The sequence below is a fragment of the Micromonospora sp. U21 genome (assembly GCF_018070045.1).
Taxonomy (GTDB): domain Bacteria; phylum Actinomycetota; class Actinomycetes; order Mycobacteriales; family Micromonosporaceae; genus Micromonospora.
Window position 1 is genome coordinate 20,762 of sequence record NZ_JAGPYK010000017.1, and the last position, 21,586, is coordinate 42,347.

General features: G+C 73.0%; 23 protein-coding genes. 13 read left to right on the forward strand and 10 right to left on the reverse strand.

The window, feature by feature from the left end; all coding sequences use genetic code 11:
* The first annotated feature begins 158 nt into the window (after nt 1-158).
* The 4 genes from KBX63_RS21540 to KBX63_RS21555 all read left to right on the forward strand — a co-directional run bounded on the left by KBX63_RS21540 (nt 159) and on the right by KBX63_RS21555 (nt 2,435).
* Entirely contained in the window at nt 159-1,085 is a 927-nt protein-coding gene (locus tag KBX63_RS21540; RefSeq protein ID WP_210913375.1) for a helix-turn-helix transcriptional regulator, read from the forward strand.
* A gap of 43 nt (nt 1,086-1,128) precedes the next feature.
* A complete protein-coding gene (locus KBX63_RS21545) occupies nt 1,129-1,584 on the forward strand; it encodes an Rrf2 family transcriptional regulator (protein ID WP_210913376.1) in 456 nt (151 codons plus the stop codon).
* Nucleotides 1,584-2,102, forward strand: a complete 519-nt coding sequence (locus tag KBX63_RS21550) for a GNAT family N-acetyltransferase (protein ID WP_210913377.1) — start codon at nt 1,584-1,586, stop codon at nt 2,100-2,102. Before KBX63_RS21545 ends, KBX63_RS21550 begins: the two co-directional genes overlap by 1 nt.
* Before the next feature lie 153 nt (nt 2,103-2,255).
* Entirely contained in the window at nt 2,256-2,435 is a 180-nt protein-coding gene (locus KBX63_RS21555) for a DUF4236 domain-containing protein (protein ID WP_124770697.1), read from the forward strand.
* A gap of 84 nt (nt 2,436-2,519) precedes the next feature.
* On the opposite strand, the gene KBX63_RS21560 is transcribed toward KBX63_RS21555, so the two are convergent.
* Both KBX63_RS21560 and KBX63_RS21565 read right to left on the reverse strand, forming a co-directional pair.
* Nucleotides 2,520-3,410: a hypothetical protein gene (locus KBX63_RS21560; protein ID WP_210913379.1), complete on the reverse strand. Its 891-nt coding sequence runs from the start codon at nt 3,408-3,410 to the stop codon at nt 2,520-2,522.
* Between the two features lie 24 nt (nt 3,411-3,434).
* Nucleotides 3,435-3,956 carry a VOC family protein gene (locus tag KBX63_RS21565; RefSeq protein ID WP_121656934.1) on the reverse strand — a complete coding sequence of 174 codons (522 nt, stop codon included), beginning with the start codon at nt 3,954-3,956 and terminating at the stop codon, nt 3,435-3,437.
* Between the two features lie 49 nt (nt 3,957-4,005).
* Here KBX63_RS21565 and KBX63_RS21570 point away from each other — a divergent pair, with 49 nt between their 5' ends.
* Nucleotides 4,006-4,467: a MarR family winged helix-turn-helix transcriptional regulator gene (locus tag KBX63_RS21570; protein ID WP_210913381.1), complete on the forward strand. Its 462-nt coding sequence runs from the start codon at nt 4,006-4,008 to the stop codon at nt 4,465-4,467.
* Nucleotides 4,468-4,524: 57 nt separating this feature from the next.
* A complete protein-coding gene (locus KBX63_RS21575; protein ID WP_210913382.1) occupies nt 4,525-6,222 on the forward strand; it encodes a tetratricopeptide repeat protein in 1,698 nt (565 codons plus the stop codon).
* Between the two features lie 20 nt (nt 6,223-6,242).
* On the opposite strand, the gene KBX63_RS21580 is transcribed toward KBX63_RS21575, so the two are convergent.
* Together KBX63_RS21580 and KBX63_RS21585 are read right to left on the reverse strand one after the other, a co-directional pair.
* Nucleotides 6,243-7,607, reverse strand: a complete 1,365-nt coding sequence (locus KBX63_RS21580) for a cell wall metabolism sensor histidine kinase WalK (RefSeq protein ID WP_210913581.1) — start codon at nt 7,605-7,607, stop codon at nt 6,243-6,245.
* A 188-nt stretch (nt 7,608-7,795) separates the two neighbouring features.
* Entirely contained in the window at nt 7,796-8,452 is a 657-nt protein-coding gene (locus KBX63_RS21585; protein ID WP_210913383.1) for a response regulator transcription factor, read from the reverse strand.
* Between the two features lie 95 nt (nt 8,453-8,547).
* Here KBX63_RS21585 and KBX63_RS21590 point away from each other — a divergent pair, with 95 nt between their 5' ends.
* Complete coding sequence (locus KBX63_RS21590) at nt 8,548-9,675, forward strand: sigma-E factor regulatory protein RseB domain-containing protein (protein ID WP_210913384.1); 1,128 nt, start codon at nt 8,548-8,550, stop codon at nt 9,673-9,675.
* Nucleotides 9,676-9,793: 118 nt separating this feature from the next.
* Here the strand turns inward: KBX63_RS21590 and KBX63_RS21595 are convergent, their stop codons facing one another.
* On the reverse strand, nt 9,794-10,429 hold the full coding sequence (locus KBX63_RS21595) for an SGNH/GDSL hydrolase family protein (RefSeq protein ID WP_210913387.1): 636 nt from the start codon (nt 10,427-10,429) through the stop codon (nt 9,794-9,796).
* Between the two features lie 222 nt (nt 10,430-10,651).
* Between KBX63_RS21595 and KBX63_RS21600 the strand changes: the two genes are divergently transcribed.
* The gene (locus KBX63_RS21600) at nt 10,652-12,871 is read left to right on the forward strand and encodes an ATP-binding domain-containing protein (RefSeq protein ID WP_210913582.1); all 2,220 of its coding nucleotides are present in this window, start codon (nt 10,652-10,654) and stop codon (nt 12,869-12,871) included.
* A gap of 72 nt (nt 12,872-12,943) precedes the next feature.
* On the opposite strand, the gene KBX63_RS21605 is transcribed toward KBX63_RS21600, so the two are convergent.
* Nucleotides 12,944-13,363 (reverse strand): hypothetical protein, encoded by a 420-nt coding sequence (locus tag KBX63_RS21605; protein WP_210913389.1) that lies wholly within the window; start codon nt 13,361-13,363, stop codon nt 12,944-12,946.
* Between the two features lie 191 nt (nt 13,364-13,554).
* Between KBX63_RS21605 and KBX63_RS36040 the strand changes: the two genes are divergently transcribed.
* The 3 genes from KBX63_RS36040 (at nt 13,555) to KBX63_RS21620 (ending at nt 16,146) form a co-directional block, all read left to right on the forward strand.
* Nucleotides 13,555-14,094, forward strand: a complete 540-nt coding sequence (locus KBX63_RS36040; protein ID WP_210913610.1) for a glycerophosphodiester phosphodiesterase family protein — start codon at nt 13,555-13,557, stop codon at nt 14,092-14,094.
* On the forward strand, nt 13,994-15,595 hold the full coding sequence (locus tag KBX63_RS21615) for a glycerophosphodiester phosphodiesterase family protein (RefSeq protein WP_307871789.1): 1,602 nt from the start codon (nt 13,994-13,996) through the stop codon (nt 15,593-15,595). Before KBX63_RS36040 ends, KBX63_RS21615 begins: the two co-directional genes overlap by 101 nt.
* Before the next feature lie 173 nt (nt 15,596-15,768).
* Nucleotides 15,769-16,146 (forward strand): hypothetical protein, encoded by a 378-nt coding sequence (locus tag KBX63_RS21620; protein ID WP_210913391.1) that lies wholly within the window; start codon nt 15,769-15,771, stop codon nt 16,144-16,146.
* A gap of 72 nt (nt 16,147-16,218) precedes the next feature.
* Here the strand turns inward: KBX63_RS21620 and KBX63_RS21625 are convergent, their stop codons facing one another.
* The 3 genes from KBX63_RS21625 to KBX63_RS21635 all read right to left on the reverse strand — a co-directional run bounded on the left by KBX63_RS21625 (nt 16,219) and on the right by KBX63_RS21635 (nt 19,074).
* The gene (locus KBX63_RS21625; RefSeq protein WP_210913393.1) at nt 16,219-17,169 is read right to left on the reverse strand and encodes a sporulation protein; all 951 of its coding nucleotides are present in this window, start codon (nt 17,167-17,169) and stop codon (nt 16,219-16,221) included.
* A gap of 142 nt (nt 17,170-17,311) precedes the next feature.
* Nucleotides 17,312-18,094, reverse strand: coding sequence for an ABC transporter permease (locus KBX63_RS21630; RefSeq protein ID WP_210913395.1), 783 nt, complete (start codon nt 18,092-18,094; stop codon nt 17,312-17,314).
* Nucleotides 18,091-19,074 carry an ATP-binding cassette domain-containing protein gene (locus KBX63_RS21635; protein ID WP_210913397.1) on the reverse strand — a complete coding sequence of 328 codons (984 nt, stop codon included), beginning with the start codon at nt 19,072-19,074 and terminating at the stop codon, nt 18,091-18,093. Before KBX63_RS21635 ends, KBX63_RS21630 begins: the two co-directional genes overlap by 4 nt.
* A gap of 55 nt (nt 19,075-19,129) precedes the next feature.
* Between KBX63_RS21635 and KBX63_RS21640 the strand changes: the two genes are divergently transcribed.
* Both KBX63_RS21640 and KBX63_RS21645 read left to right on the forward strand, forming a co-directional pair.
* Nucleotides 19,130-19,852: a TetR/AcrR family transcriptional regulator gene (locus KBX63_RS21640; protein ID WP_210913399.1), complete on the forward strand. Its 723-nt coding sequence runs from the start codon at nt 19,130-19,132 to the stop codon at nt 19,850-19,852.
* 334 nt (nt 19,853-20,186) lie between these two features.
* Nucleotides 20,187-20,735 (forward strand): DUF1062 domain-containing protein, encoded by a 549-nt coding sequence (locus tag KBX63_RS21645; protein WP_210913401.1) that lies wholly within the window; start codon nt 20,187-20,189, stop codon nt 20,733-20,735.
* 53 nt (nt 20,736-20,788) lie between these two features.
* On the opposite strand, the gene KBX63_RS21650 is transcribed toward KBX63_RS21645, so the two are convergent.
* Nucleotides 20,789-21,559 carry a DeoR/GlpR family DNA-binding transcription regulator gene (locus KBX63_RS21650; protein ID WP_210913403.1) on the reverse strand — a complete coding sequence of 257 codons (771 nt, stop codon included), beginning with the start codon at nt 21,557-21,559 and terminating at the stop codon, nt 20,789-20,791.
* Nucleotides 21,560-21,586: the final 27 nt, after the last annotated feature.

The following is a 21,586-nucleotide window of genomic DNA, read 5'->3' on the forward strand; positions in this document are numbered from 1 at the left end:
TACCGCCGGGTAACGTAGCCCGGCCGCCGGGATCGCGACAAGCCCGTGGCGGCGCGCCGGATCCGCTGCGGCGGGCGCGCCGTCGGTCGGGATGCGGTGACCTGCGGTTCGGGCTACCGTCGCAGGCGATGGTCTCTACCGGTCCCCTTCCTGCGGCAATGATCGGAACGGCACCACCCGTCCCCGACGAGATCGCCACGTTCGCGCTGGCCGACCTGGCCCGCGATCGGGGCTGGCGCCGTCCGGTGTTCGTCGAGCGTGAGCTGCTGATCCTCACCACCCGTGGGCACGGCGACGCCGAACTGGATTTCCACCTGCTGCCGTGCCGGCCCGGCACGCTGCTGCGGGTCCGTGCCGGCCAGGTGCTGCGCTGCGCCGGCCCCCAGTTCGACGCCACCGTGGTCGGCTGGGATTCCGAGGCGTTGCGCGGTCTCGACGTCGACCCGGACGCGGCGCCGACCTGGCGGCAGTTGGCCGGCGAGGACGAGGACGCCGTGATCAGCGAGGTGAGCCAGCTGGCGGTGGACTGCCAGCGGCATCGTGACACCCCCGCCGGCCGCGCCCTGCTCCGCCACCAGCTCGCCGTGCTGCTGCTGCGGCTGGCCCTGCCCGGCGGGGACCGGTCGGGGGGCCGGCCCGAGGTGGAGACGTTCCACCGGTTCTGTCGGGAGGTCGAGCACGGCTACCAGCACACCCGGCGGGTGGAGGACTACGCCGCCGGGCTCGGCTGCTCGGTACGGACCCTGACGCGGGCCTGCCTGGCCGTCACCGGGCGCAGCGCCAAGCAGGTCATCGACGAGCGGGTCGCGTTGCAGGCCGGTCGGCTGCTCGCCGCGACCGACGAGCCGATCGCCCGGATCGGTCGGGAGCTGGGCTTCTCCGAGCCCACCAACTTCGGCCGCTTCTTCACCCGCGAGGTCGGGCTCAGCCCCGGCGCGTTCCGGGCCGCCCGGGACCAGCCGGCCGCCGCCCGGGTGGTCCGGCCCCGACCACCGGCCGAGACGACGAACGCCAATACCGGCAGGTTCCGCCCCGGCACCCCCGGCGGGCCGGCCAACGGTGGTCACGCCGCCCGACCCGGGTAGCCCGCCGGGCCAGGTGGCGGCTCCGGCCGGGCATGATGGCAGGGTGCAGATCTCCGCGCGCGGCGACTACGCGGTACGGGCGGCGCTGAGCCTCGCCACCGCGTACCCCTCGCTGCGGTCCACCCAGGCCATCGCCGCGGAGCAGGACATGCCTCGCAAGTTCCTGGAGGCGGTCCTGGCCGATCTGCGCCGGGCCGGCATCGTCCGCGCCCAACGCGGCGCCGAGGGTGGCTACACGCTCGCCCGTCCACCGCGCGAGGTGACCGTCGGCGCGGTGCTGCGCGCGGTGGAGGGTCCGCTGGCCGGGGTACGCGGCCTGCGCCCGGAGGAGACCCGTTACGAGGGCGCGGCGGAGAACCTGCCCGGCCTCTGGGTGGCCGTACGCGCCGCGGTCCGTCGGGTCGTCGACGAGGTGAGCCTCGCCGAGATCATCAGCGGGCGGCTGCCGGCCCACGTCCGCAAGCTCACCGCTCTGCCCGACGCCTGGGAGCCCCGCTGATGCCCACCCCCACCCTGCGCACCGACCGTCTGCTGCTGGAGCCCTACCAACCGGCCGACGCCGAGGATTTCGTCGCGCTGCTCGCCGACCCCGAGGTGGGCCGGTTCATGGGCGACGGGCCGATGACCGTCGCGGACGCCACCGACCTGTTCGGACGCGTGTTCAGCCGGGTCTACGCCGACGACCTCTTCGACGTGTGGGCGGTCCGCCGGGACGGTCGATACGTCGGGCACGCCGAGATCAAGAGGACCGACGACGTCGAGGGCCACGAGCTCGTCTACGCGCTGGCCAAGCCGGCGTGGGGTGGCGGCCTGGGCACCGAGCTGGCCACCGCACTGGTCCGGTACGGATTCGATCGTCTCGACCTGACCCGGGTGTACGCCACGGTCGCCGAGGCCAACCACGCGTCGCTCGGGTTGCTGGCCAAGCTGGGCTTCGTCCACCAGCAGGACGTGACCGAGGACGACGGCAGCGTCACCCGGGTCCTCGCGCTGGACCGGGACACCGCCCCGGCCTGAGCCCGGCCGGCTCGCCGCGCAGCTCCTGAATGGAGCCTGTGACGCCGCATCGGACGACCGTCCACGGCGGACTCCGACGGGGTTTCGGAATTCACCGGTTCGGGAATGTTCGATCTCGACACGGCAGGGAACGGTGACGAGGGGAGACCTCCGATGGGGCTCATGTTTCGCAAGCGCAAGAAGTATGGTCCGATCATCCTGAACTTCACCGAGAACGGCTTCTCCTCGTGGAGCATCAAGATCGGGCGCTGGTCCTGGAACTCCAGGGCCAGGGCGCACCGGGTCGACCTGCCGGGTCCGCTGTCCTGGAAGCAGGACAAGTCCCGGTCGTAGTGTCCCGGGAGTCGAGCGGGGTGCGGGTGATCACGGGCACCCCGCTCGGCGTCCGTGGGCCGGTGTGCGATCGGCCGGGCGCGCTCAACGCGTCGACGTGATGATCTCGTCGCCGGCCAGCCGGCCGGTCTCGCGTTCGCGGCGCACGTCGCCGGCGTCGAGCAGGTCGGTGAGCGCCCGGGTCGCGTCGGCGGCCCGGTAGACGGTCGCGGTGAGGGTGTGCCGGCGCAGCTCGGTGACCGGCCGCGGACCGCCTTGCCGCAGCTCGGCCAGCAGCTCGCGGGCCAGTGGCTCGGGGTCGGGATCGCCGGCCACGTCGACCGGCGCGCCCGCCGGGTCGGCCGGGTCGCGGAAGCGCACGTCGAGGTCCGCGCCGACCGCCCAGAGCGCGTCGCGGACAGCCTCCAGGCTCCGGTCCGAGCGGCTGCCGAATGCGATCACGCCGGCCGCCGCGCCGTCCGGGAGCACCGGCGCCACCTCGGCGACCAGGGGGAAGCCGGCGGCGACCAGCGCGTCGCGGGCACCGCTGCCGGCGTGCAGCAACACCTCCCCGGTGCGGCCGTTGGCCGCGGCGGTGAGCAGCTTCGGGGTCACGGCGCCGGGCAGGTCCATGAAGCAGAACAGCGGGGAGCCGGCGGCGCCGGCCGCCTTCACCGCGACCGGCAGCCGGTCCGGGACGCCCGGCAGCAGGTGCACGGTGACCTCGGCGGGCAGTTCCGCCTCGACCGGGCCGAGCCGGGTCGGCAGGTCAGCCGCGCCGTCGGCGAGCACCAGCACGGTCACCCGCCGGCCGCGCACCTGGTCGGCGTGCCCGGCGATCACCCGGAGCGCGGCCTCCGCGCCGCCAGCGTCGTCACCAGCCCAGGCGAGGGCGACGGTGGCCCGCCGGGAGCGGTGCAGGGCCGCGGGCAGCCAGGTCGTCAACTGGCGGACCAGCAGCTCGCGGAGGAAGTCGGTGGTCCGGTCGGTCGACATCGGTCCGTTCTACCCTACGACCGGTCAGGCCGGGACGGAGATCCCCACCCCGCCCCGGGTCTGCCCGCCGTAGCGCTGCCGCTCGGCGGCCAGGTCGAGCCGGCCGATCCGCTTGCGGGCGGCCAGCGCGTCGTCGTCGAGCCGGTCGGCCGGGACCAGCCAGACCACCTCGAACTCCAGGCCGTCCGGGTCCTGCCCGTAGAGGCTCTTGGTGGTGCCGTGGTCGGAGGTGCCGACCAGAGCGCCGGCGGCCGAGAGCCGCTCGGCGGTGGCGGCCAGCTCATCGAGGGTGTCCACCTCCCAGGCCAGGTGGTAGAGCCCGACGGTGGCCCGGCCGGCGGTCGACCGCCCGGCGCCGGCGCCGATCTCGAACAGGCCGAGGTCGTGGTCGTTGGTCGAGTCGGGGGCCTGGAGGAAGGTGGCGCCCCGAAAGCCGTCCGGGGTCATCGGCACCGGGCGGAAGCCCAGCACATCGCGGTAGAAGGCGACGCTGCGGGCGAGGTCACTGACGTAGAGGACAGCGTGGTTGAGCCGGTGGATTCCCATGGCTCCAGGCTAGCGCGGTTTAGTTGAACTCTCAACTACTCCGCGTATGATGGCGGTCATGACCCGCTGGTTGGACCCCGACGAGCAGCGCACCTGGCGGGCGTTCCTCACCGCCTCCCGCGCGCTGATGGACACGCTCGACCGCGAACTGCAACGCGACGCAGGGATGCCGCACGCCTACTACGAGATCCTGGTCCGGCTCTCCGAGGCCCCCGACCGGCGGCTGCGGATGAGCGAACTGGCCGAGGCGACCGGGTCGTCGCGGAGCCGGCTCTCGCACGCGGTGGCCCGACTGGAGGCGGCCGGCTGGGTGCGCCGCGAGGAGTGCGCCACCGACCGGCGTGGGCAGGTCGCGCTGCTCACCGACGCGGGCTTCGCCACCCTCGCCGCCGCCGCCCCCGGCCATGTCGAGGGGGTACGCCGGCACCTGTTCGACGCGTTGAGCCCGGCCCAGGTCGACCAGCTGCGCCGGATCAGCGAGACGCTGGCCGAGCACCTGACCGGATCCTGACCGATCGGCACCGGCGCGGGTCTTGTACTTACCGTCGTCGGATGAGCACGATGGGGCGTGCCCTCCGGCTTCGGCGAACTGACTGATCAGGCGCACCACCTCGTGTCCGCCGGCGACCTGGCCGGCGCACAGCGGCTGCTCTCCGACGCGCTCACCGACGCCGACCCCAGCCCGGCCAACGCCACCCCCGAGCTGGCCGAGGCCGCCAGCCTCCAGGCGCGGGTGCTGGTCGCGCTCGGCGAGCCGCACTCCGCCCGGGGTTGGGCCGCCTTCGCGTACGCGGCCACCACCCGGTTGCACGGCCGCTCCGACCCGCGCACGGTGGCCGCCGCGGCGACGCTGGCCGCGGTGCTGCACCGGGTTGGCAGCCACGCCCGGGCCGCGCGGCTCTACCAGGAAGTCATCATCGAACTGACCGCACAGGACGGCCCCGAGTCGCTGCGGGTGCTCGCCGCGCACGCCGACCTGGCCACCGTCGAGTACGCCCGCGGCCAGTGCACGGTGGCCCGTGACCGGCTCCAGGACGCCTGGGAGCTGCACCGCGAGGTGTACGGCGACGGGCATCCCAGCGGCATCAAGATGCTGGCCCGGCTCGGCGCGATGCAGCGCGACTGTGGGCAGTTCGCCGAGGCGCACGACAACCTGGCGTTGGCCCGCGAGCTGTGCCGGCAGCACCTGGCCGCCGACGACCCGCTGGCCGCGCAGGTGGCCGCGCTGGCCCGGGCGGCGGCCAACCCCGACCACGTCTGCGCCGACGAAACGCCCCGGGACACCCCGGTCGTGCCGGCCGCCCGGGCTCCGTCACACGCGGACGGGCCGGTCGAGTCCGGCTGTCACCCACCGGAGCCCCCGCCGCGGCACGCCGACCCGGCGGCGGCCGGCCCCGGCATCAGCGACGATGCGGCCCTGGCCGGCCGTGGGGCCGTGGCCGGCGGCGGGGCGGTGCCGAGTCCTCGATCGCCGGCCGACGAGCCGGGCGGGTCGGTGGGCTTCACCTGGCCACCCGATCCGGCGGACGAGCCGGCTCGCCAATCCACCGACACACCGGTCCCCCCGTCCGTTGTCGGGCTCGCCGGCGGCGCGGAAGAGGCTTCCGGGGTGTACCGGCTGCACCGGCCGGGCGCGCCGGCCGAGCCGAGCCCGCCGTCCGAGCCGTCCGGCGCGTACGCCCAGCCGGATCCGTACGCGCGGCCGGATCCGTACGCGCCGCTGGAGCCGTACACACCGTCCCGGCTGTTGCCGGTGCCCGTGCACCGGGCACCGGCGCCGCGGCGCAACCGGCTGGTGCCGGTGCTGGTGGCCGGTGTGGTCGTGGTGCTGCTGGGCACCGCCGCGGTGATCGCCGGGGTGGCCCGGGTCGGCGACCGGGACGACCAGTCCCGCGTCCCGGACACCGGCTCCACCAGCGCCGGCCCGACCGGCACGGGCGCGCCGGCCACCACCAGCGCCTCCCCCTCCGGCGCGGCGCCGCCCGCGGCCGCGCCGGGCACCCCACCGGGCGCGGTGACCCTGCGCGACAACCGGGACAACATCGCCCTGCGCTGGACCTACCCGGCCGGCGGCGAGGGGCCGGTGGTCGTCTCCGCCGGCCGGGCCGGCCAGGGCAAGAACGCCATCGCCACGCTGCCCGCCGGTGCCACCAGCTTCGTCGTCTACGCGCTCAACCGCGCCAACGACTACTGCTTCACGGTGGCCGTCGTCTGGTCCACCGACACCGTCGCCAGCGCCGACGAGGTCTGCACCCGCCGCCGTTGACCACGCTGAGCCGCGATCGGTCAGCGGCCGGCCCGTGGCTCCTCGTCGGTTGGCAGTGCCGGCAGCAGCAGACACACCCGTAGCCCCTGCTGGTCGTCACCGTCGGCCAGGCTGATGCTGCCGCCGGCCCGGCGGACCAGCTCCCACACGATGGCCAGGCCCAGGCCGGCCCCACCCTCGTCGCGGGCCCGCCCGTCGTCCAGCCGGGTGAACCGGCCGAAGACCCGCTCCCGGTCGGCCACCGGAATCCCCGGGCCGTCGTCGGTCACCGTCACCAGGTGATACGCCGCCTCCCGGTTCCTGGCCGACGTCGCCTCCACCGCGAGCAGAACAGCGCCGTACGCGTGCCGGACCGCGTTGTCCACCAGGTTGGCCAGCACCCGGCGCAGCTCGTCGGCGTTCCCGGCCGTCCACAGCGGGCCCGCCGGCGGCACCACCCGCACCGGCGGCGACGGGTACCGGGCGGCGACCTCGGTCAGCAGGTCGCCCAGCTCCACCGGCCCGGTCCCCCGGGCCGGTGGCGTCTCGTCCAGGCGGGCCAGCAGCAGCAGGTCGTCGACCAGTCGGCTCAGCCGGTCCGTGTCGGCGAGCAGGTTGGCGGTCACCGCCGTCCAGTCCGTGCGGCCGGCGAGGCGCTGCGCAACCTCCAGCTCGGTCCGGATGTTGGTCAACGGGCTGCGCAACTCGTGTGCCGCATCGGAAACGAACGCCCGCTGCCGGGCCCGGGCAGACTCCAACCGGCCCAGCATTCCGTTGAGGGTGACCGCCAACCGATGGATCTCGTCGGCAGAGGCGGGCACCGGCAGTCGCCCGGTCCCGGCCCGCCCGGTGATCTCCTCGGCGCCCTGGCGCAGCGCCTCCACCGGCCGCAGGGTCGCGCCCACCACCCGCCAGGCCACCACGGCCAGCAGGGCCACCAGCAGCGGGAACGCCACCAGCAGGATGGTCCGGACCACGTGCGTACTGTGCCGCACATCGGCCATCGAGCGGGCGACCAGCACGGTGAGCGGGTCGGCAGCGGTGCCGGCGGGTACGGCGACCACCCGGACCGGGCCGGCGAGCCCGACCCGCTCCGCCGGCACCTCCAGCCGCTGCCGGCGGTCACCGTTCAGCCGCTCCGGGCGGACCATCGGGACCAGCCGGTCGGCGTCGATCGAGGCGGCCCGGATCCGCCCCTGCGTGTCGATCACCTGGACGCGGACCTGCCCGCCCGCCACTGGCAGCGGGTCGGGCAGCGCGTCCTCGGCGGCGAGCAGGGCGACGGCGTCGGCGGTCCGGAACGCCTCGGTGTCCACGGTGCGCTGGAGCACGTAGCCGAGCGCGCCGAGCAGCACCACCCCGCCGAGGGCCAGCCCCACGGCGAGGCCGAACACCCCGATCGCCATGAGCCGGCCGCGCAGGCCGAGCACCGGCAACCGGCTGCGCCAGGGCCGGCCGGCGCGCCCCGGACCGCCGGAGGCCGCCGGACCGGTGGAGATCGCCTGGCCGGTGCAGGTCGTCCGGCGGTCGGCGGTCGCGGCGGCGCCGGGCGCGGGCGGCACGCCGGTCGTCAGGTCGGCCGGCACGTCCGTGCTCACGTCGCCAGCCGGTAGCCGGCGCCCCGGACGGTCTCCAACCGGTCCCGGCCGAGCTTGCGACGCAGGTAGCCGACATACACCTCGACCGCGTTCGGCGCGGTCTCCAGGCTGGCGTCCCAGACGTGGTCCAGCAGCTCGATCTTGGAGACCACCTGGCCGGGCCGGCGCATCAGGTAGTCCAGCAACGCGAACTCCCGCGCGGTCAACGCCACCTCGGCGTCGGCCCGGGTCACCCGCCGCCGCGCCGGGTCCAGCCGCAGGTCGCCGACCGTCAGCACGGCCGGCCGTTGCGGCGCGCCCCGGCGCAGCAGCGCCCGCAGGCGAGCGAGCAGCACCACGTACGAGAAGGGCTTGGTGAGGTAGTCGTCGGCGCCGCAGTCCAGGCCGTCGGCCTGGTCGTACTCGCCGTCCTTCGCGGAGAGCATCAGCACCGGCAGCCAGTGCTCCTCGGCGCGCAGCCGCCGGACCAGCTCGTAACCGGAGAGGCCGGGCAGCATCACGTCGAGGATCATCGCGTCGTACCCGCCGTGCCGGGCGGCGTCCAATCCGGCCGGGCCGGTCGCCGCCACATCCACCGCGAACCCCTCAGCCTGCAACCCGCGTTGCAGCGCAGCCGCCAACCGGACCTCGTCCTCCACCACCAGCAACCGCACCACTCAAGGGTGCCACCTGGGTCAATCCCGGCGGATCGGCGTCCTCAGCGTGTTCACAGCGCCGAGCGGGCAGGATGGTCGCAGGAGGTTCCCACATGTCCGTTCTGAGAAGCCGTCCCGTCCTGCGCTGGCTGGTCCCGGCGACCGCCGCAGTCGCCGTCATCGGTGGCGGCGCGGCGATCGGCACGTTCGCCGCCGAGGCCGAGCCGAGCCTGCCGCCGCGCACCGCCGCCCAGCTCCTTGTCGATCTGCAGACGTCGCGGCTGGAGGGGCTGTCCGGCACGGTCGTGCAGCGCGCCGACCTCGGTCTGCCACCGCTGGTCGGGCTGGTCCCCGGCAACGACCTGACCACCCTGTTGAGCGGCACGCACACCCTGCGGGTCTGGTACTCCGGTCCGGAGCGGCAGCGGGTGGCGCTGCTGGACACCCTCGGCGAGCGGGACGTCATCCGCAACGGCCGGGACGTGTGGACCTGGGAGAGCCGCACCAACACCGCCAGCCACCGCACGCTGGGCGGCGCCGAGGCCGAGAAGCCGGTGCCCGAGCCGGCGCCGAGCCCGCCGGCGACGCCGCAGCAGGCAGCCGACCTGGCGTTGGGCGCGATCGACCCGAGCACCGAGGTGAGCGTCGGCCGGTCGGCGACCGTGGCCGGCCGGGACGCGTACGAGCTGGTGCTCCAGCCGCGCGACCGCGAGTCGCTGGTGCACCAGCTGCGGATCGCCATCGACGCCAAGCAGCACGTGCCGCTGCGCTTCGAGGTGCTCGCCAGGGGCAGCGACCAGCCGGCGTTCGAGGTCGCCTTCACCCAGGTCGACTACCAGCGCCCCGACGCCGACCAGTTCACCTTCAACCCGCCGCCCGGCGTGACCGTCACCGAGGAGTCGGCCGAGCGGCCGCCCGCGGGCCGGCCCGGCCACTCCGAGCCGGCCGGTGATCCGCAGGTGCGTGCCGTGGGCACCGGCTGGACCACCGTGCTGGTCGCCCGCCTGGACGAGGCCGTCGGCGGCAAGCCGGCCGGCGGGAAGCCCGCCGGTGCCAAGCCGGCCGGTACGCCGGACGTCGACATGTCGAAGCTCCTCGGCGGGCTGTCGGCGGTCAGCAGTGACTGGGGCAGCGGTCGGCTGCTCACCGGCAAGCTGTTCAGCGTGCTGCTCACCGACGACGGCCGGGTGCTCGCCGGCGCCGTCACCCCGGAACGGCTCTACCAGGTCGCTCGCGGCTGATCTTCCGGTGTTGTCGCGCCGGGTCGACCATCGGTCGGCCCGGCGCGTCGTCGTGTCCGGTCCCGGTGGGCGCCACGGTCGAGCGAAGCGGACCGTCAGCTGGCGCCAGCAGGCCGCGTCAGGGGGTGGCGGTCGCGCCGAGGGCGGTGAGGAACGCGTCGGCGAGCACCGCGTGGCCGGGCAGGTGCGGATGTACCCGGTCGTCGGCCCAGCGCTTCGCCGGGCTGACCGCGAGCACGCGGTCGAACGCCGCCTGGCTTGGCACGTGCACCGCGTCGAACTCGGCGGCCAGCGCGGCGACCACGGCGCCGTACCGGTCGGTGTCGGCGCGCTGCGGGTCGCCGCGGTCCGTCTCGATCAGGAACGGGTCGCCGAGAATCAGCCGGCAGCCGGTGGCATCCACCGCACGGCGGAGCAGGTCACGCAGGGTGCGCTCGTACTCGTCGATGGGGACGGCCTCGTCCGGCCAGTCGCCGTAGCGTCGCCAGATGTCGTTGATGCCGATCATGACCGAGAGCCAGTCGGGGCGCTCGGCGATGGCGTCGTCGTCCCAGCGGGCGGCCAGGTGGCGGACGGTGTCCCCGCTCACGCCCCGGTTGATCCACTCCACGTCCAGCTCCGGGTGGCGCGCGCCGACCAGGGCACGAACGAGGCTGACGTAGCCGGCGCCGTAGGGCGCGGCGGTGTCTCGCCGGCCGCAGTCGGTGATGCTGTCGCCGATGAGGACCACCCGTTGCCCGGTCCGCAGGATCATCGCCGCCACCTCGCGATCACCGGGCGCGCCGACCCGGTCAGCTTGGTCGAGGCCGGCGGGACGCGCTATCTTCAACAGTTCGAGGGCACAAAAAAGAACGGCTTTAAAGCCGTTCCTGCAAAGGATTCTAATCTTTAGGGAGACGGCTTGTCAAGGCACTCCGGCGGTTCCGGCGAATTGCCGCTCGATGACGAGATCGGTCGCGAGCAGGAGTACGTCTCGATGCTCTACGACCGGCTGGACGGGCTGCGTGAGCAGGCCGCCTCCCGGCTCACCGACGAGCTGCGCAACACCGGCGGCACCCGCCAGGACCGCTCCCAGCGGGACAGCTCGGTAGCCATGTACGCCGACCAGGTCGAGCAGTTCTCCGCCGTGGAGGACGGGCTCTGTTTCGGGCGTCTCGACGGCGACGACGACTCCCGCCGCTACATCGGCCGGATCGGCATCTTCGACACCACCGGTGACTACGACCCGCTGCTGATGGACTGGCGGGCCCCCGCCGCCCGCCCGTTCTACCTCGCCACCGCCGCCAACCCGCAGGGCGTACGCCGCCGGCGGCACCTGCGTACCCGCCAGCGGAAGGTGACCGGGCTCAACGACGAGGTGCTCGACATCGACACCGCCGCTCCGGACGCCCACGAGGAGCTGACCGGCGAGGCGTCACTGCTCGCCGCGCTCAACGCCGGTCGCACCGGCCGGATGCGCGACATCGTGGAGACGATCCAGGCCGAACAGGACCGGATCATCCGCGCCGATCTGCCCGGGGTGATGGTGGTCCAGGGCGGGCCCGGCACCGGCAAGACGGCGGTCGCGCTGCACCGGGCGGCGTACCTGCTCTACACACACCGGCGGGAACTGTCCAGCCGGGGCGTGCTGCTGGTCGGCCCGAACGCGACCTTCCTGCGCTACATCTCCCAGGTGCTGCCCACGCTGGCCGAGACCGGAGTGCTGTTGCGTACCCAGGGTGATCTCTTTCCCGGGGTCAGTGCGCAACGGGCCGAGCCGGCCGAAACCGCCGCGCTCAAGGGCCGAGCGGTGCTGGCCGAGGTGCTGGCGCTGGCCGTACGGGACCGGCAGTGGGTGCCGGACGAGCCGCTGGAGATCGAGGTGGAGCGGGAGGCGCTGGCCCTCGACCCGGAGACCGTGCGTACCGCCCGGGACCGGGTGCGCCGCACCGGCCGGCCGCACAACCTGGCCCGGGCGCTGTTTGACGTGGAGATCGTGCACGCGCTCGCCGACCAGGTGGCCGAGCGGATCGGCACCGACCCGCTGGGCGGGGAGAACCTGCTCGATGAGGCCGACCGGGCCGAGATCCGCCGGGAGTTGCGTGAGGAACCGGAGATCCAGGCCACCCTCGACCGGCTCTGGCCGGTGCTCACCCCGCAGCGCCTGCTCGCCGACCTGTACGCCGACCCGGACCGGATCGCCGCCGCCGCGCCGATGCTCACCGACGAGGAGCAGGCCCTGCTGCACCGCGAGCCGGGTGGCTGGACGCCGGCCGACGTGCCGCTGCTGGACGAGGCCGCCGAGCTGCTCGGCGAGGACGAGCGGGCCGCCGCCGCGCGGCTCGATCGCATTCGCCGGATGGAACGGGAGTACGCCGAGGGCGTGCTGGAGATCGCCCGGGGTTCCCGCTCGATCGACGTCGAGGACGAGGCCGAAGGCGGTGAGATCCTCGGCGTGACCGACCTGATCGACGCGGACCGGCTGCTGGAGCGGCAGGAGGAGGCCGACCGCCTGACCACCGCGCAGCGCGCCGCCGCCGACCGGACCTGGGCGTTCGGTCACGTCATCGTGGACGAGGCGCAGGAGTTGTCGCCGATGGCGTGGCGACTGCTGATGCGGCGCTGCCCGAGCCGGTCGATGACGATCGTCGGGGACGTGGCGCAGACCGGTGCGCTCACCGGCACGCCCTCCTGGGCGGACGCCCTCGCCCCGTACGTGGCGCAGCGGTGGCGGTTGACCGAGCTGACGGTCAGCTACCGCACCCCCGCCGAGATCATGGCCGTCGCCGCCGACGTACTGGCCGAGATCGACCCGGACCTGCGGCCCCCGCGCTCGGTGCGGGAGAGCGGCGTACCACCGTGGGACCGGGCGGTGCCCGACGAGCAGTTGGCGGCGGAGCTGGTCGACGCGGCCACCCGGGAGGCGGCCGCGCTGGCCGAGGGCCGGCTGGGCGTGATCGTGCCGGCCGGTCGGGTGGACGAGCTGGGCGCGGCGGTGACCGCCGCGCTGCCGGAGGCCGCCGTGGGCGAGCATCCGGAGCTGGAGAGCCGGGTGGTGGTGCTGACCGTCGCTCAGGCCAAGGGGCTGGAGTTCGACTCGGTGCTGGTCGTCGACCCGGACCGGATTGTCGCCGAGTCCCCGCGCGGGCGCAGCGACCTGTACGTCGCGCTCACCCGCGCCACCCAACGCCTCGGCATCCTGCGCCCCGGCCGCTGACGGCCCGGACCCGCGCCGCCCCCGCCGATCTGCCGGTCGGCGGGGGCGGCGTGCAGGGTGACTGACCGCCGGTCAGTCCCGGTCGGTGTCCTGGATGGACTTGGCCGGTCCGGTCGCGGACGTGGACTGGTCGCTGGTGCCACCGCCCATCGGGGTGCTCAGGCCCCCGGTGGTGGCGTCGCCGGTGGTGGTCGGCGCCACCTTGCCCCGGTGCCGCTCCGGCTGCCGGGCCACCCGACGGGCGCTCGCCGGGCCGGCGGTACCGCCGGTCGTGGTCACCGCGCCCTGCCCGCCGACGGGGCCGCCGTCGCGCAGCACCAGCGGGTCGATCCGTTCGTGCGCCGGGTCGAGTGGATCGTCGCGCTGGATCTGGCTCTGCACGTCGGTGCGGGGCACCGTCACCTCGTCGAGAGCGCCCTCGCCGTACACGCCGCCGGCGATCCGGTTCTCGGCCCGGCGGGCGGCGTCCTGCCGCATGTCGTCCTCACGCACGTCCATCACCTCGCAGAAGCTGTGGAACTGACTGCGTGCCCGACCGTCGGCCGGCCAAACCCGCCGGGACCGGGAGGTTGTCCACACCGGTTCACCGTCGCGCCGTCCGCCGGCCGCCTGCCGGCCGTCCCCGGTGTCCATGCTGTCCGGCGACCGGTGGGAGACGCCCGCCGGCAGGAGGGGATGACAGCGTGCGCAGAGTACGCCGTACCGCCATCGCGGCCCTGGTGGCCGCGATGGTGACGACCGGGCTCGCGGTGCCCGCCCAGGCGAAGCCGCGACCGGACCGGACATTCGACGTGCAGGCCCACCGCGGCGGCCTCGGGCTGCGGGTGGAGAACACCCTCGCCTCCTTCGGCAACGCCCTCCAGCTCGGGGTGAGCACCCTCGAACTGGACGTGCAGATCACCGAGGACGGCCAGGCCGTGGTCACCCACGACCGGAAGGTCACCGGCACCAAGTGCGTCGACACCACCCCGGTGGCGCCCGGCGACCCGGAATTCCCGTACGTCGGAAAGTACGTCAACACGCTCACCCTGGCTCAGGTGCGCACCCTCGACTGCGGTTCGAAGACGCTGGCCGACAAGCCCGGTCAGCTCGCCGTGCCGGGCGCCCGGATGCCGCTGCTCCGTGAGGTGTTCGCGCTGGTCAACCGGTACCAGGCGAAGGACGTCACGCTCAACGTCGAGACCAAGGTGGGCCGGCGCGCCGACCGAGACCGCGCCCCGTGAGCAGTTCGTCCGGGTCACCGCGGCCGAGATCCGCGCCGCCGGGCTGCTCAAGCAGGTCACCATCCAGAGCTTCGACTGGGGTGCGCTGATGCGCATGCGCCAGGTCGAGCCGAAGCTGCCGCTGGTTGCCCTGACCAACTACGACTTCCTGCAGACCGGCCAGCCGGGGGCCTCGCCGTGGCTCGGCGGGCTGGACATCGACGACTTCGGCGGCGACCCGATCCGGGCGATCCGCAGCTTCGGCGCCAGCGCCTTCTCGCCCGTGCACGGCTCCCCGCAGAACGGCACGGTCACCGACCCCGGCTACAAGCCGTACGTGACCCGGGAGATGGTCGCCCAGGCGCACCGCTACGGGATCAGGGTGATCCCGTGGACGGTCGACGACCTGCCGACCATGGCCAAGCTGATCGACGACGGCGTGGACGGCATCATCACCGACTACCCGGACCGGCTACGCGGCCTGCTGGCCCAGCGCGGCTACCGGCTGCCGAAGGCGTACGCGGCGCCGTTCGACATCCAGGCGCACCGCGGCGGTCGGGCCACCCGGCCGGAGAACACCCTGCCGGCCTTCGCCAACGCGCTGGCCAACCGGGCCATCTCCACCCTGGAGCTGGACACCGGCGTGACCGCCGACGGCAAGCTCGTGGTGCTGCACGACCGCACGGTCAACAGCTCGCACTGCGTCGACACCGCCCCGGTGCGCCCCGGCGACCGGCAGTTCCCGTACGTGGGCAAGCCGGTGCACCAGCTGACCCTGGCGCAGCTCAAGACCGTGGACTGCGGCACGAGGACCCTGCCCGAGCTGCCCGCGCAGGTGCCCGCGCCGGGTGCCCGGATCCCCACGCTTGACGAGGTGTTCGCCCTGGTGAAGGCGAGTGGCCGGAGCGACATCGGGATGAACATCGAGACGAAGATCAGCCCGGTGGTGAACGACACCGAGCCGTACCGCAGCTTCACCCGGAAGCTGGTCGGCGAGATCCAGCGGGCCGGCTTCACCGACCGGGCCACCATCCAGTCGTTCGACTGGCGCACCATCACCTACGCCCGGCAGCTCGACCGTCGGATCGGCACGGTCGGCCTGATCTGGCAGTACGGCCCGGCCGAGTGCGCCACGCTCGCCGACGAGTGCTCGCTCGAGGCCGTGTACGGCGACCCGTCGGTGAAGAGCCCGTGGACCGGTGGGCTGGACTGGTGGAGGTACCAGGACCTGGGCAGGTTGACCCGCGCCGCGGGCGCCGGCACGGTGTCGGCGAACTGGCAGGTGCACGACCCGCACCAGGGCGTCGTCACCTCGCCCGACTGGTACCTGCGGGAGAACCCGGCATACTTCCACGGACCGGACGTGCGGACGCTTCAGACGCGGTACGACCTGAAGGTGATCCCGTACACCGTCGACGACGCGCGGGTGATGCAGCGGGTCATCGATCTCGGCGTCGACGGCATCATCACCGACGACCCGGACCTGCTGGTGAGCGTCGCGGTCCGCAACGGCCTGCGCTGACCGCACCCGGACCGCCGGCCGGGATCTTTTGGCCGGCGGTCCGGGTGTTACCTGCTCAGGGGCCCCGGGTAGTCGGGGGGTGTCCCCGCCGTGAACACGAACCGTGCCGTGGCCGAAACGCGGTAGCGGGGCGGGAATGCAGGTACGACTCATCGCATCCTGAGGAGGACCAGATGAGCACGCAGGCTGCTTCCACCCGGCCGACGAACCGGCCGACGTCGGACGTCCAGAACCCCGCGTCGATGCGGGACACGCAGACCCGGCAGATGCCGGTCATGCAGGACGGACGTCGGAACGACATTCAGGCACCCGGCACGGAGACCAAGCAGGCGTTCCGGACCACCGAGTTCTGGATCTACATCGCCGCGGTGGTCGCCGTACTGGGCGCTTCGCAGGTGGTCGGGAAGAACTCGGCGGGGGTGGACATCTTCCGCGCCGACAACGCCTGGTTCCTGATCACCCTGCTGACGCTGGGCTACCTCGGTAGCCGCGGGCTGGCCAAGGCCGGCAGCAACTGGCGCAGCAGTGAGGAGCGCAAGGCCCGGCACTGACCGGGTACCGGTAGCACGACGCGCAGTGGCCTCCGGGAGAACCTCCCGGAGGCCACCGTCCCGTCTGGACGACTACTCGCCGCCGAAATCGCCGCCGAAGTCCCCCTCGAAGGCGTCCTCGATCATCTCGCCGGCGATCATGCCGCCGGCGACACCGAGCGCCGCGCCGGCCACCATGCCGCCCATCCCGTGCCCCCGGCCGTGGCCGTGCCCGTGACCCGGCCCGAAGCCCTGGGAGCGCAGGCTGCCGTAGCGGGAGGTGGTCTCCCGGAGCCAGCCGTCGACCACCTGCGCCCAGTCGACCTGGTCGACGTCGGCGTGCGACACCTGGTACCGGCCGAAAGCGTCGTGCCCGGCGCTGAGGAAGCCGCCGCGCTTGTCGCACTCCAGGATCACGTCCACGCCGCGCTGGCTGGTCACGAAGGTCAGCTCGACCTCCCGGATCGTGCTGGCGTACTGCGGCGAGGCGAAGAACTCGATCTCCTGGTAGAACGGCAGCGTCTGCTGGACGCCCCGGATGTGGCCCCGCTCCAGGTCGGCGTGCTTGAACCGGAAGCCCAGCCGCTGGAACGCCTCCAGGATCCGCTCGTGCACCGGCAGTGGGTGCACCGCCACCTGGTCCAGGTCGCTCTTGTCCACGGCGCGGGCCACCGCCAGCTCGGTACGCAGGCCCATCGTCATGCCGTGCAGGCGCTGGCCGTACACGTCGGTGATCGGGGTCTCCCACGGCACCGGCAGCTGGAACGGGATCGAGAGCTGCTGCTTCGGCGCGAGCTGGAGCGGGCCGCTCACGGCCATCCGGTGAAACTCCATGGTGCCCGCGTACTCGGTGTCGTGTCCCTCGACCTCGACCCGGGTGACCAGGCCGATCACCACCTGCTCGATGGCCGCCGGGCTGTCACCGCCGACGAGGTTGACCTGCCCGTCGAGGGTCAGACCAGGCCGGGTGTTGGGGTTGGTCAGCACGGTGTCCACGCTGGGACCGCCGACACCGAACGCGCTCAACATCTTCTTGAAGACCATCGGAACTCCTGTGCGACAGCCGACCGCTCCAGGATGGAGTCGGACGTTGACTCGTGGGCACCCTATCCAGGCGCCCTGTGAGGTGGCTGTGAAGTGCCGACCTTCAGCACCCTGTGTCGCCACATCGGCGCGCTGGGTCGTGTCAACGGCCCGTGCGTCGCCGGAACAGCACGCCGGACACGGCCACACCGACCACCAGGAACCCGACGGCCCAGGCGAGCGCGGCCGGGGCCGACTCGGCGACCGGACCGCCCACCAGCAGCCCGCGGACCGTCTCGACCAACGGCGTCATCGGCTGGTTGCGGGCGAACCCCTGGAGGAAGTCCGGCATCGTCTCCGGCGGCACGAACGCGCTGCTCACGTACGGCAGGAACAGCACCACGAAGGAGAACGCTCCAGCCGCCTCCGCGTTCGTCACGAGCAGGCCGAACGCGGCCGACAGCGCCGATATCCCGGCCATGAAGAGCATCAGCAGCCCGACCAGTGCCACCCAGTCCAGCACCGAGGCGGTGGGCCGGAAGCCGAGGAGGAGCGACACCGCGACGACGATGGTCGTCGAGAGCAGGTTGCGCGCCACGCTGGCCACGATGTGCCCGATCAGCACCGCCGAGCCGAGGACCGGCAGCGAACGGAGACGGGCGATCATCCCGGTCGTCATGTCCTGGTTCACCCCGGCTCCGGTCGAGGCGGAGCCGAAGGCCGCGCAGATCAGCACGATCCCCGGCACGACGTAGGTCAGGTACCGCGTGCCCGTCTCGATCGCGCCGCCGAAGACGTAGACGAACGCGAGCAGTATCAGCACCGGCAGCAGGATCGCGGTGATCAACGCGTCGACGCTGCGGACCGATCGTCGCAGGCCGCGACCGACCAGCGCGCTCACGTCCACGATCACGCCGGGCGTCCGGGTCAGCTCGGGCGCGGTCATCGGGTCACCTCCAGGGTCTGCGGCCGCTCGGCCGGCGGCTGCTCGGCTGCGGGCTGCTCGGTCAGCGCAAGGAACACCTCGTCGAGCGTGGGCCGGTGCAACGCGAGCCGGTCCACCTCGACGCCCTGGGCGTGGAGCAGGTCGAGCAGGTCTCGCACCGCCGCCGCACTGCCGTCGGTGGGCACGTGCACGGACAGCGCCTCGACGTCCTCCCGGGCGGATACCGCGTTCGCGGCGAGCAGCGCCACGGCGCGGGCGAGCGCGTCAGCGTCGGGCAGGACAAGGTGCGCCGTCTCACCGCCGATCCGGGCCTTGAGCTGCTCGGCGGTCCCCTCGGCGGCGACCCGGCCGCAGTGCAGCACGGTGATCCGGTCCGCCAGCCGGTCCGCCTCCTCCAGGTACTGGGTGGTCAGCAGGACGGTGACGCCGCCGGCGGCCAGCTCCGCGATCGAGCCCCAGACGTCGCGGCGGCTGCGCGGGTCCAGCCCGGTGGTCGGCTCGTCGAGGAACAGGACCCGAGGCTCGACGACGAGACTCAGCGCGATGTCCAGCCGGCGGGCCATCCCGCCGGAGTAGGTGGCGACCCGCCGCCCGCCGGCCGCCGTCAACTCGAAGCGGTCGAGCAGCTCGTCGGCCCGGGCCCGCGCCGACGCCCTGGTCAGGTGGCGTAGTCGTCCCATCAGGACCAGGTTCTCCCTGCCGGTCAGCATCTCGTCGACCGCCGCGTACTGGCCGGTGAGGCTGATCGAGCGACGGACCGCCGCCGGCTCCGAGACGACGTCGTGCCCGGCCACCACCGCCCGGCCACCGTCGGGGCGCAGCAGCGTGGACAGCACCTTCACCGCCGTGGTCTTGCCGGCCCCGTTGGGCCCCAGCAGTGCCGCGACGCTGCCGCGTTCGACCCGCAGGTCAACCCCATCGAGTACGGCGACACCGCCGAACCGTTTCGTAACTGATTGAAGCTCGACTGTGTATGCCATAAACACAGTGTATGCCATACACCGGGTATAGGATCAACCCCTCATGGAACGCGCGATGTCACCGCTCGAGGCGGTCTGGACAGCCAAGCCCGCCCCCGAACCACGGGAGGGGCTGTCGCTGGCGCGCATCGTCGGCGTGGCGATCGAGGTAGCCGACACCGACGGTCTCGGTGCCGTGTCGATGAGCCGGGTCGCCAAGAGTCTCGGGTTCACCACGATGTCGCTCTACCGGCACGTCGCGAACAAGGAAGAGCTGATCCTGCACATGCAGGACGCCGCCGTCGGCCCCCCGCCCGCGGACCTGGTGACGGGCCAGGGCTGGCGGCCGGACCTGGAACGTTGGTCCTGGGCCGCGGTACGCAAGCTCCGCCGCCACCCGTGGGTCCTGCAGACGCTGTCGATCTTCGGCCCGCCCGCCACCCCGAACCAGCTCAGCTGGCTCGAGCACGGGCTCCGCGCACTGGGCCCGACTCCGTTGGACGAAAACGAGAAGGTGTCGACCCTCCTGCTCATCCAGGCGCACAGCTTCGCCGACCTGACGTTCCACGCAGCCAGCGCGCCCAGCGCGATCGCCGACACCGACCCTTACGAGACGCTCTTCACCCGGATCATCGATCCGGCCCGGTTCCCCGCGCTGACGGCCGCGTTCAGCGGCGGCGGCTTCGCCTCGACCGACGACCCCGAGGCCGACCGGGACTGGCTGTACCAGTTCGGCCTGCAACGGATCCTCGACGGCGTCCAGGTCCTCGTCGAGCAGCGCCGCTCCGGGGAAGCCTGACGCCCTCCCCGTTCACCCTGTTGCCTGCGTCATGGTCAACTCGACATCAGCGACATGGGGGCATCCCGGCCGCCGGAAACCCCGATATCCGCGATACCGAGCCGATCACTGGCTTCGTCCATGATCCGCCGGTTGGCAGCTGGCGGTGCGGCGCTTGAAACCGGTGGCGCAGCGCCGCGGTGCGCCATTACCGTGCTGCCGAAGCAAGCCGTCTAGTCAAGGACGTCCCGTTGTACACCCTGTGAGACCTCCCGAGCGCTGATTTGTCGCGCGTCGCGCATGTGCGCCGCGCTCCTTCTTGCTGCGGACTTCTCACTGAAACCGGTGTATCTCTGTGCTCAACAACTGGCTGGTCGTGCCCACCTGCCTGCCGCTCGTTCGCCGCCGTTGCCACGCGTGCGCGTCCGAGCGCCTCCAGGCAAGTGGCAAATTTCGCGTCAACGCGAACCACAAGCTCATCGACGTCTGGCTCCTCGCTCTCTGTACCGCCTGCGGGGAAACCGCGAAGCTCACCGTCCTGGAACGGATGACTGTCCGCTCCATCCGACCTGAGCTGCTGGACCGGCTGCATGACAACGACCCTGACCTGACAGCTGAACTGCTCCAGGATCCGGTCGTGCAGCGCCGCAATCGCATCGCCCTCGACTGGGACAACGCCTGGCGCCTCGAGACCGGCGGATCGGATCACCTGGACCGCGAGGTGATCGACGTATCGGTCCGCTTCGCGGCGCGGATCCCTGTCCGGCCGGTGCGACTGATCGCCGAAGGGTGCCGTCTTTCGCGGGCCACCGTCGAGAGACTGATCATGGACGGGAAGCTCGTTTCGGCAGTCCGGCTGGGCGGCAAGCTCTCCGGCGACTTCACCTTCACACTCAAGCGCTGAGCCCTCCGCGGGACCACGGGCCTGTCCGGCATGATCCGTCGGACAGGCCTCCCCTAGGGCGTGACGACCAGCTCGCCGACCTGCTCGCCGATCGCGGTACGCGCCTCCGCCGGCAGCCCGACGTCGGTGATCAGCACGTCGGCCGCCTCCAACGGGGCGATGGTGGCGATGCCGATGGTCTCCCACTTGGTGTGGTCGGCGAGCACCACCAACCGGCGGGCGGCGCCGATGAGGCAGCGGTTGACCCCGGCCTCCAGCAGGTTGGGCGTGGTGAAACCGGTCCGTGGGCTGAGCCCGTGCACACCGAGGAAGAGCAGGTCGACGTTGAGCGCGCTGATCGCCGCCTCGGCCACCGGCCCGGTCAGCGCGTCCGACGGGGTACGGATGCCGCCGGTGAGCACCACCGTCTGGTCGGCGCGCGGATTCTGGTACAGAGCGTCGGCCACCGGGATCGAGTTGGTCACCACGGTCAGCCCCCGTACGTCGGAGAGCAGTGTGGCCAGCGCGGCGGTGGTGGTGCCGGCGGAGAGCGCGATGGCCATTCCCGGCTCCACCATGGTCGCCGCCCGCTCGGCGATGGCCCGCTTCTCCGCCTGCTGGCGGATCGACTTCGCGGCGAAGCCGGGTTCCTCTGCGGAGCCCGGCCCGGCCAGCGTCGCGCCGCCGTGCACCTTGTCCACCAGGCCGCGTTCGGCCAGCACCTCCAGGTCACGCCGGATCGTCATGTCGGACACGCCGAACCGGCTGACGAGCTGGCTCACCCGTACGCCGCCACGCTGGCGGATCAGATCGAGGATGGCGGTCTGCCGCTGCTGGGCGAGCACCTGGGGAACCTCCTTTGCGCCGTGACT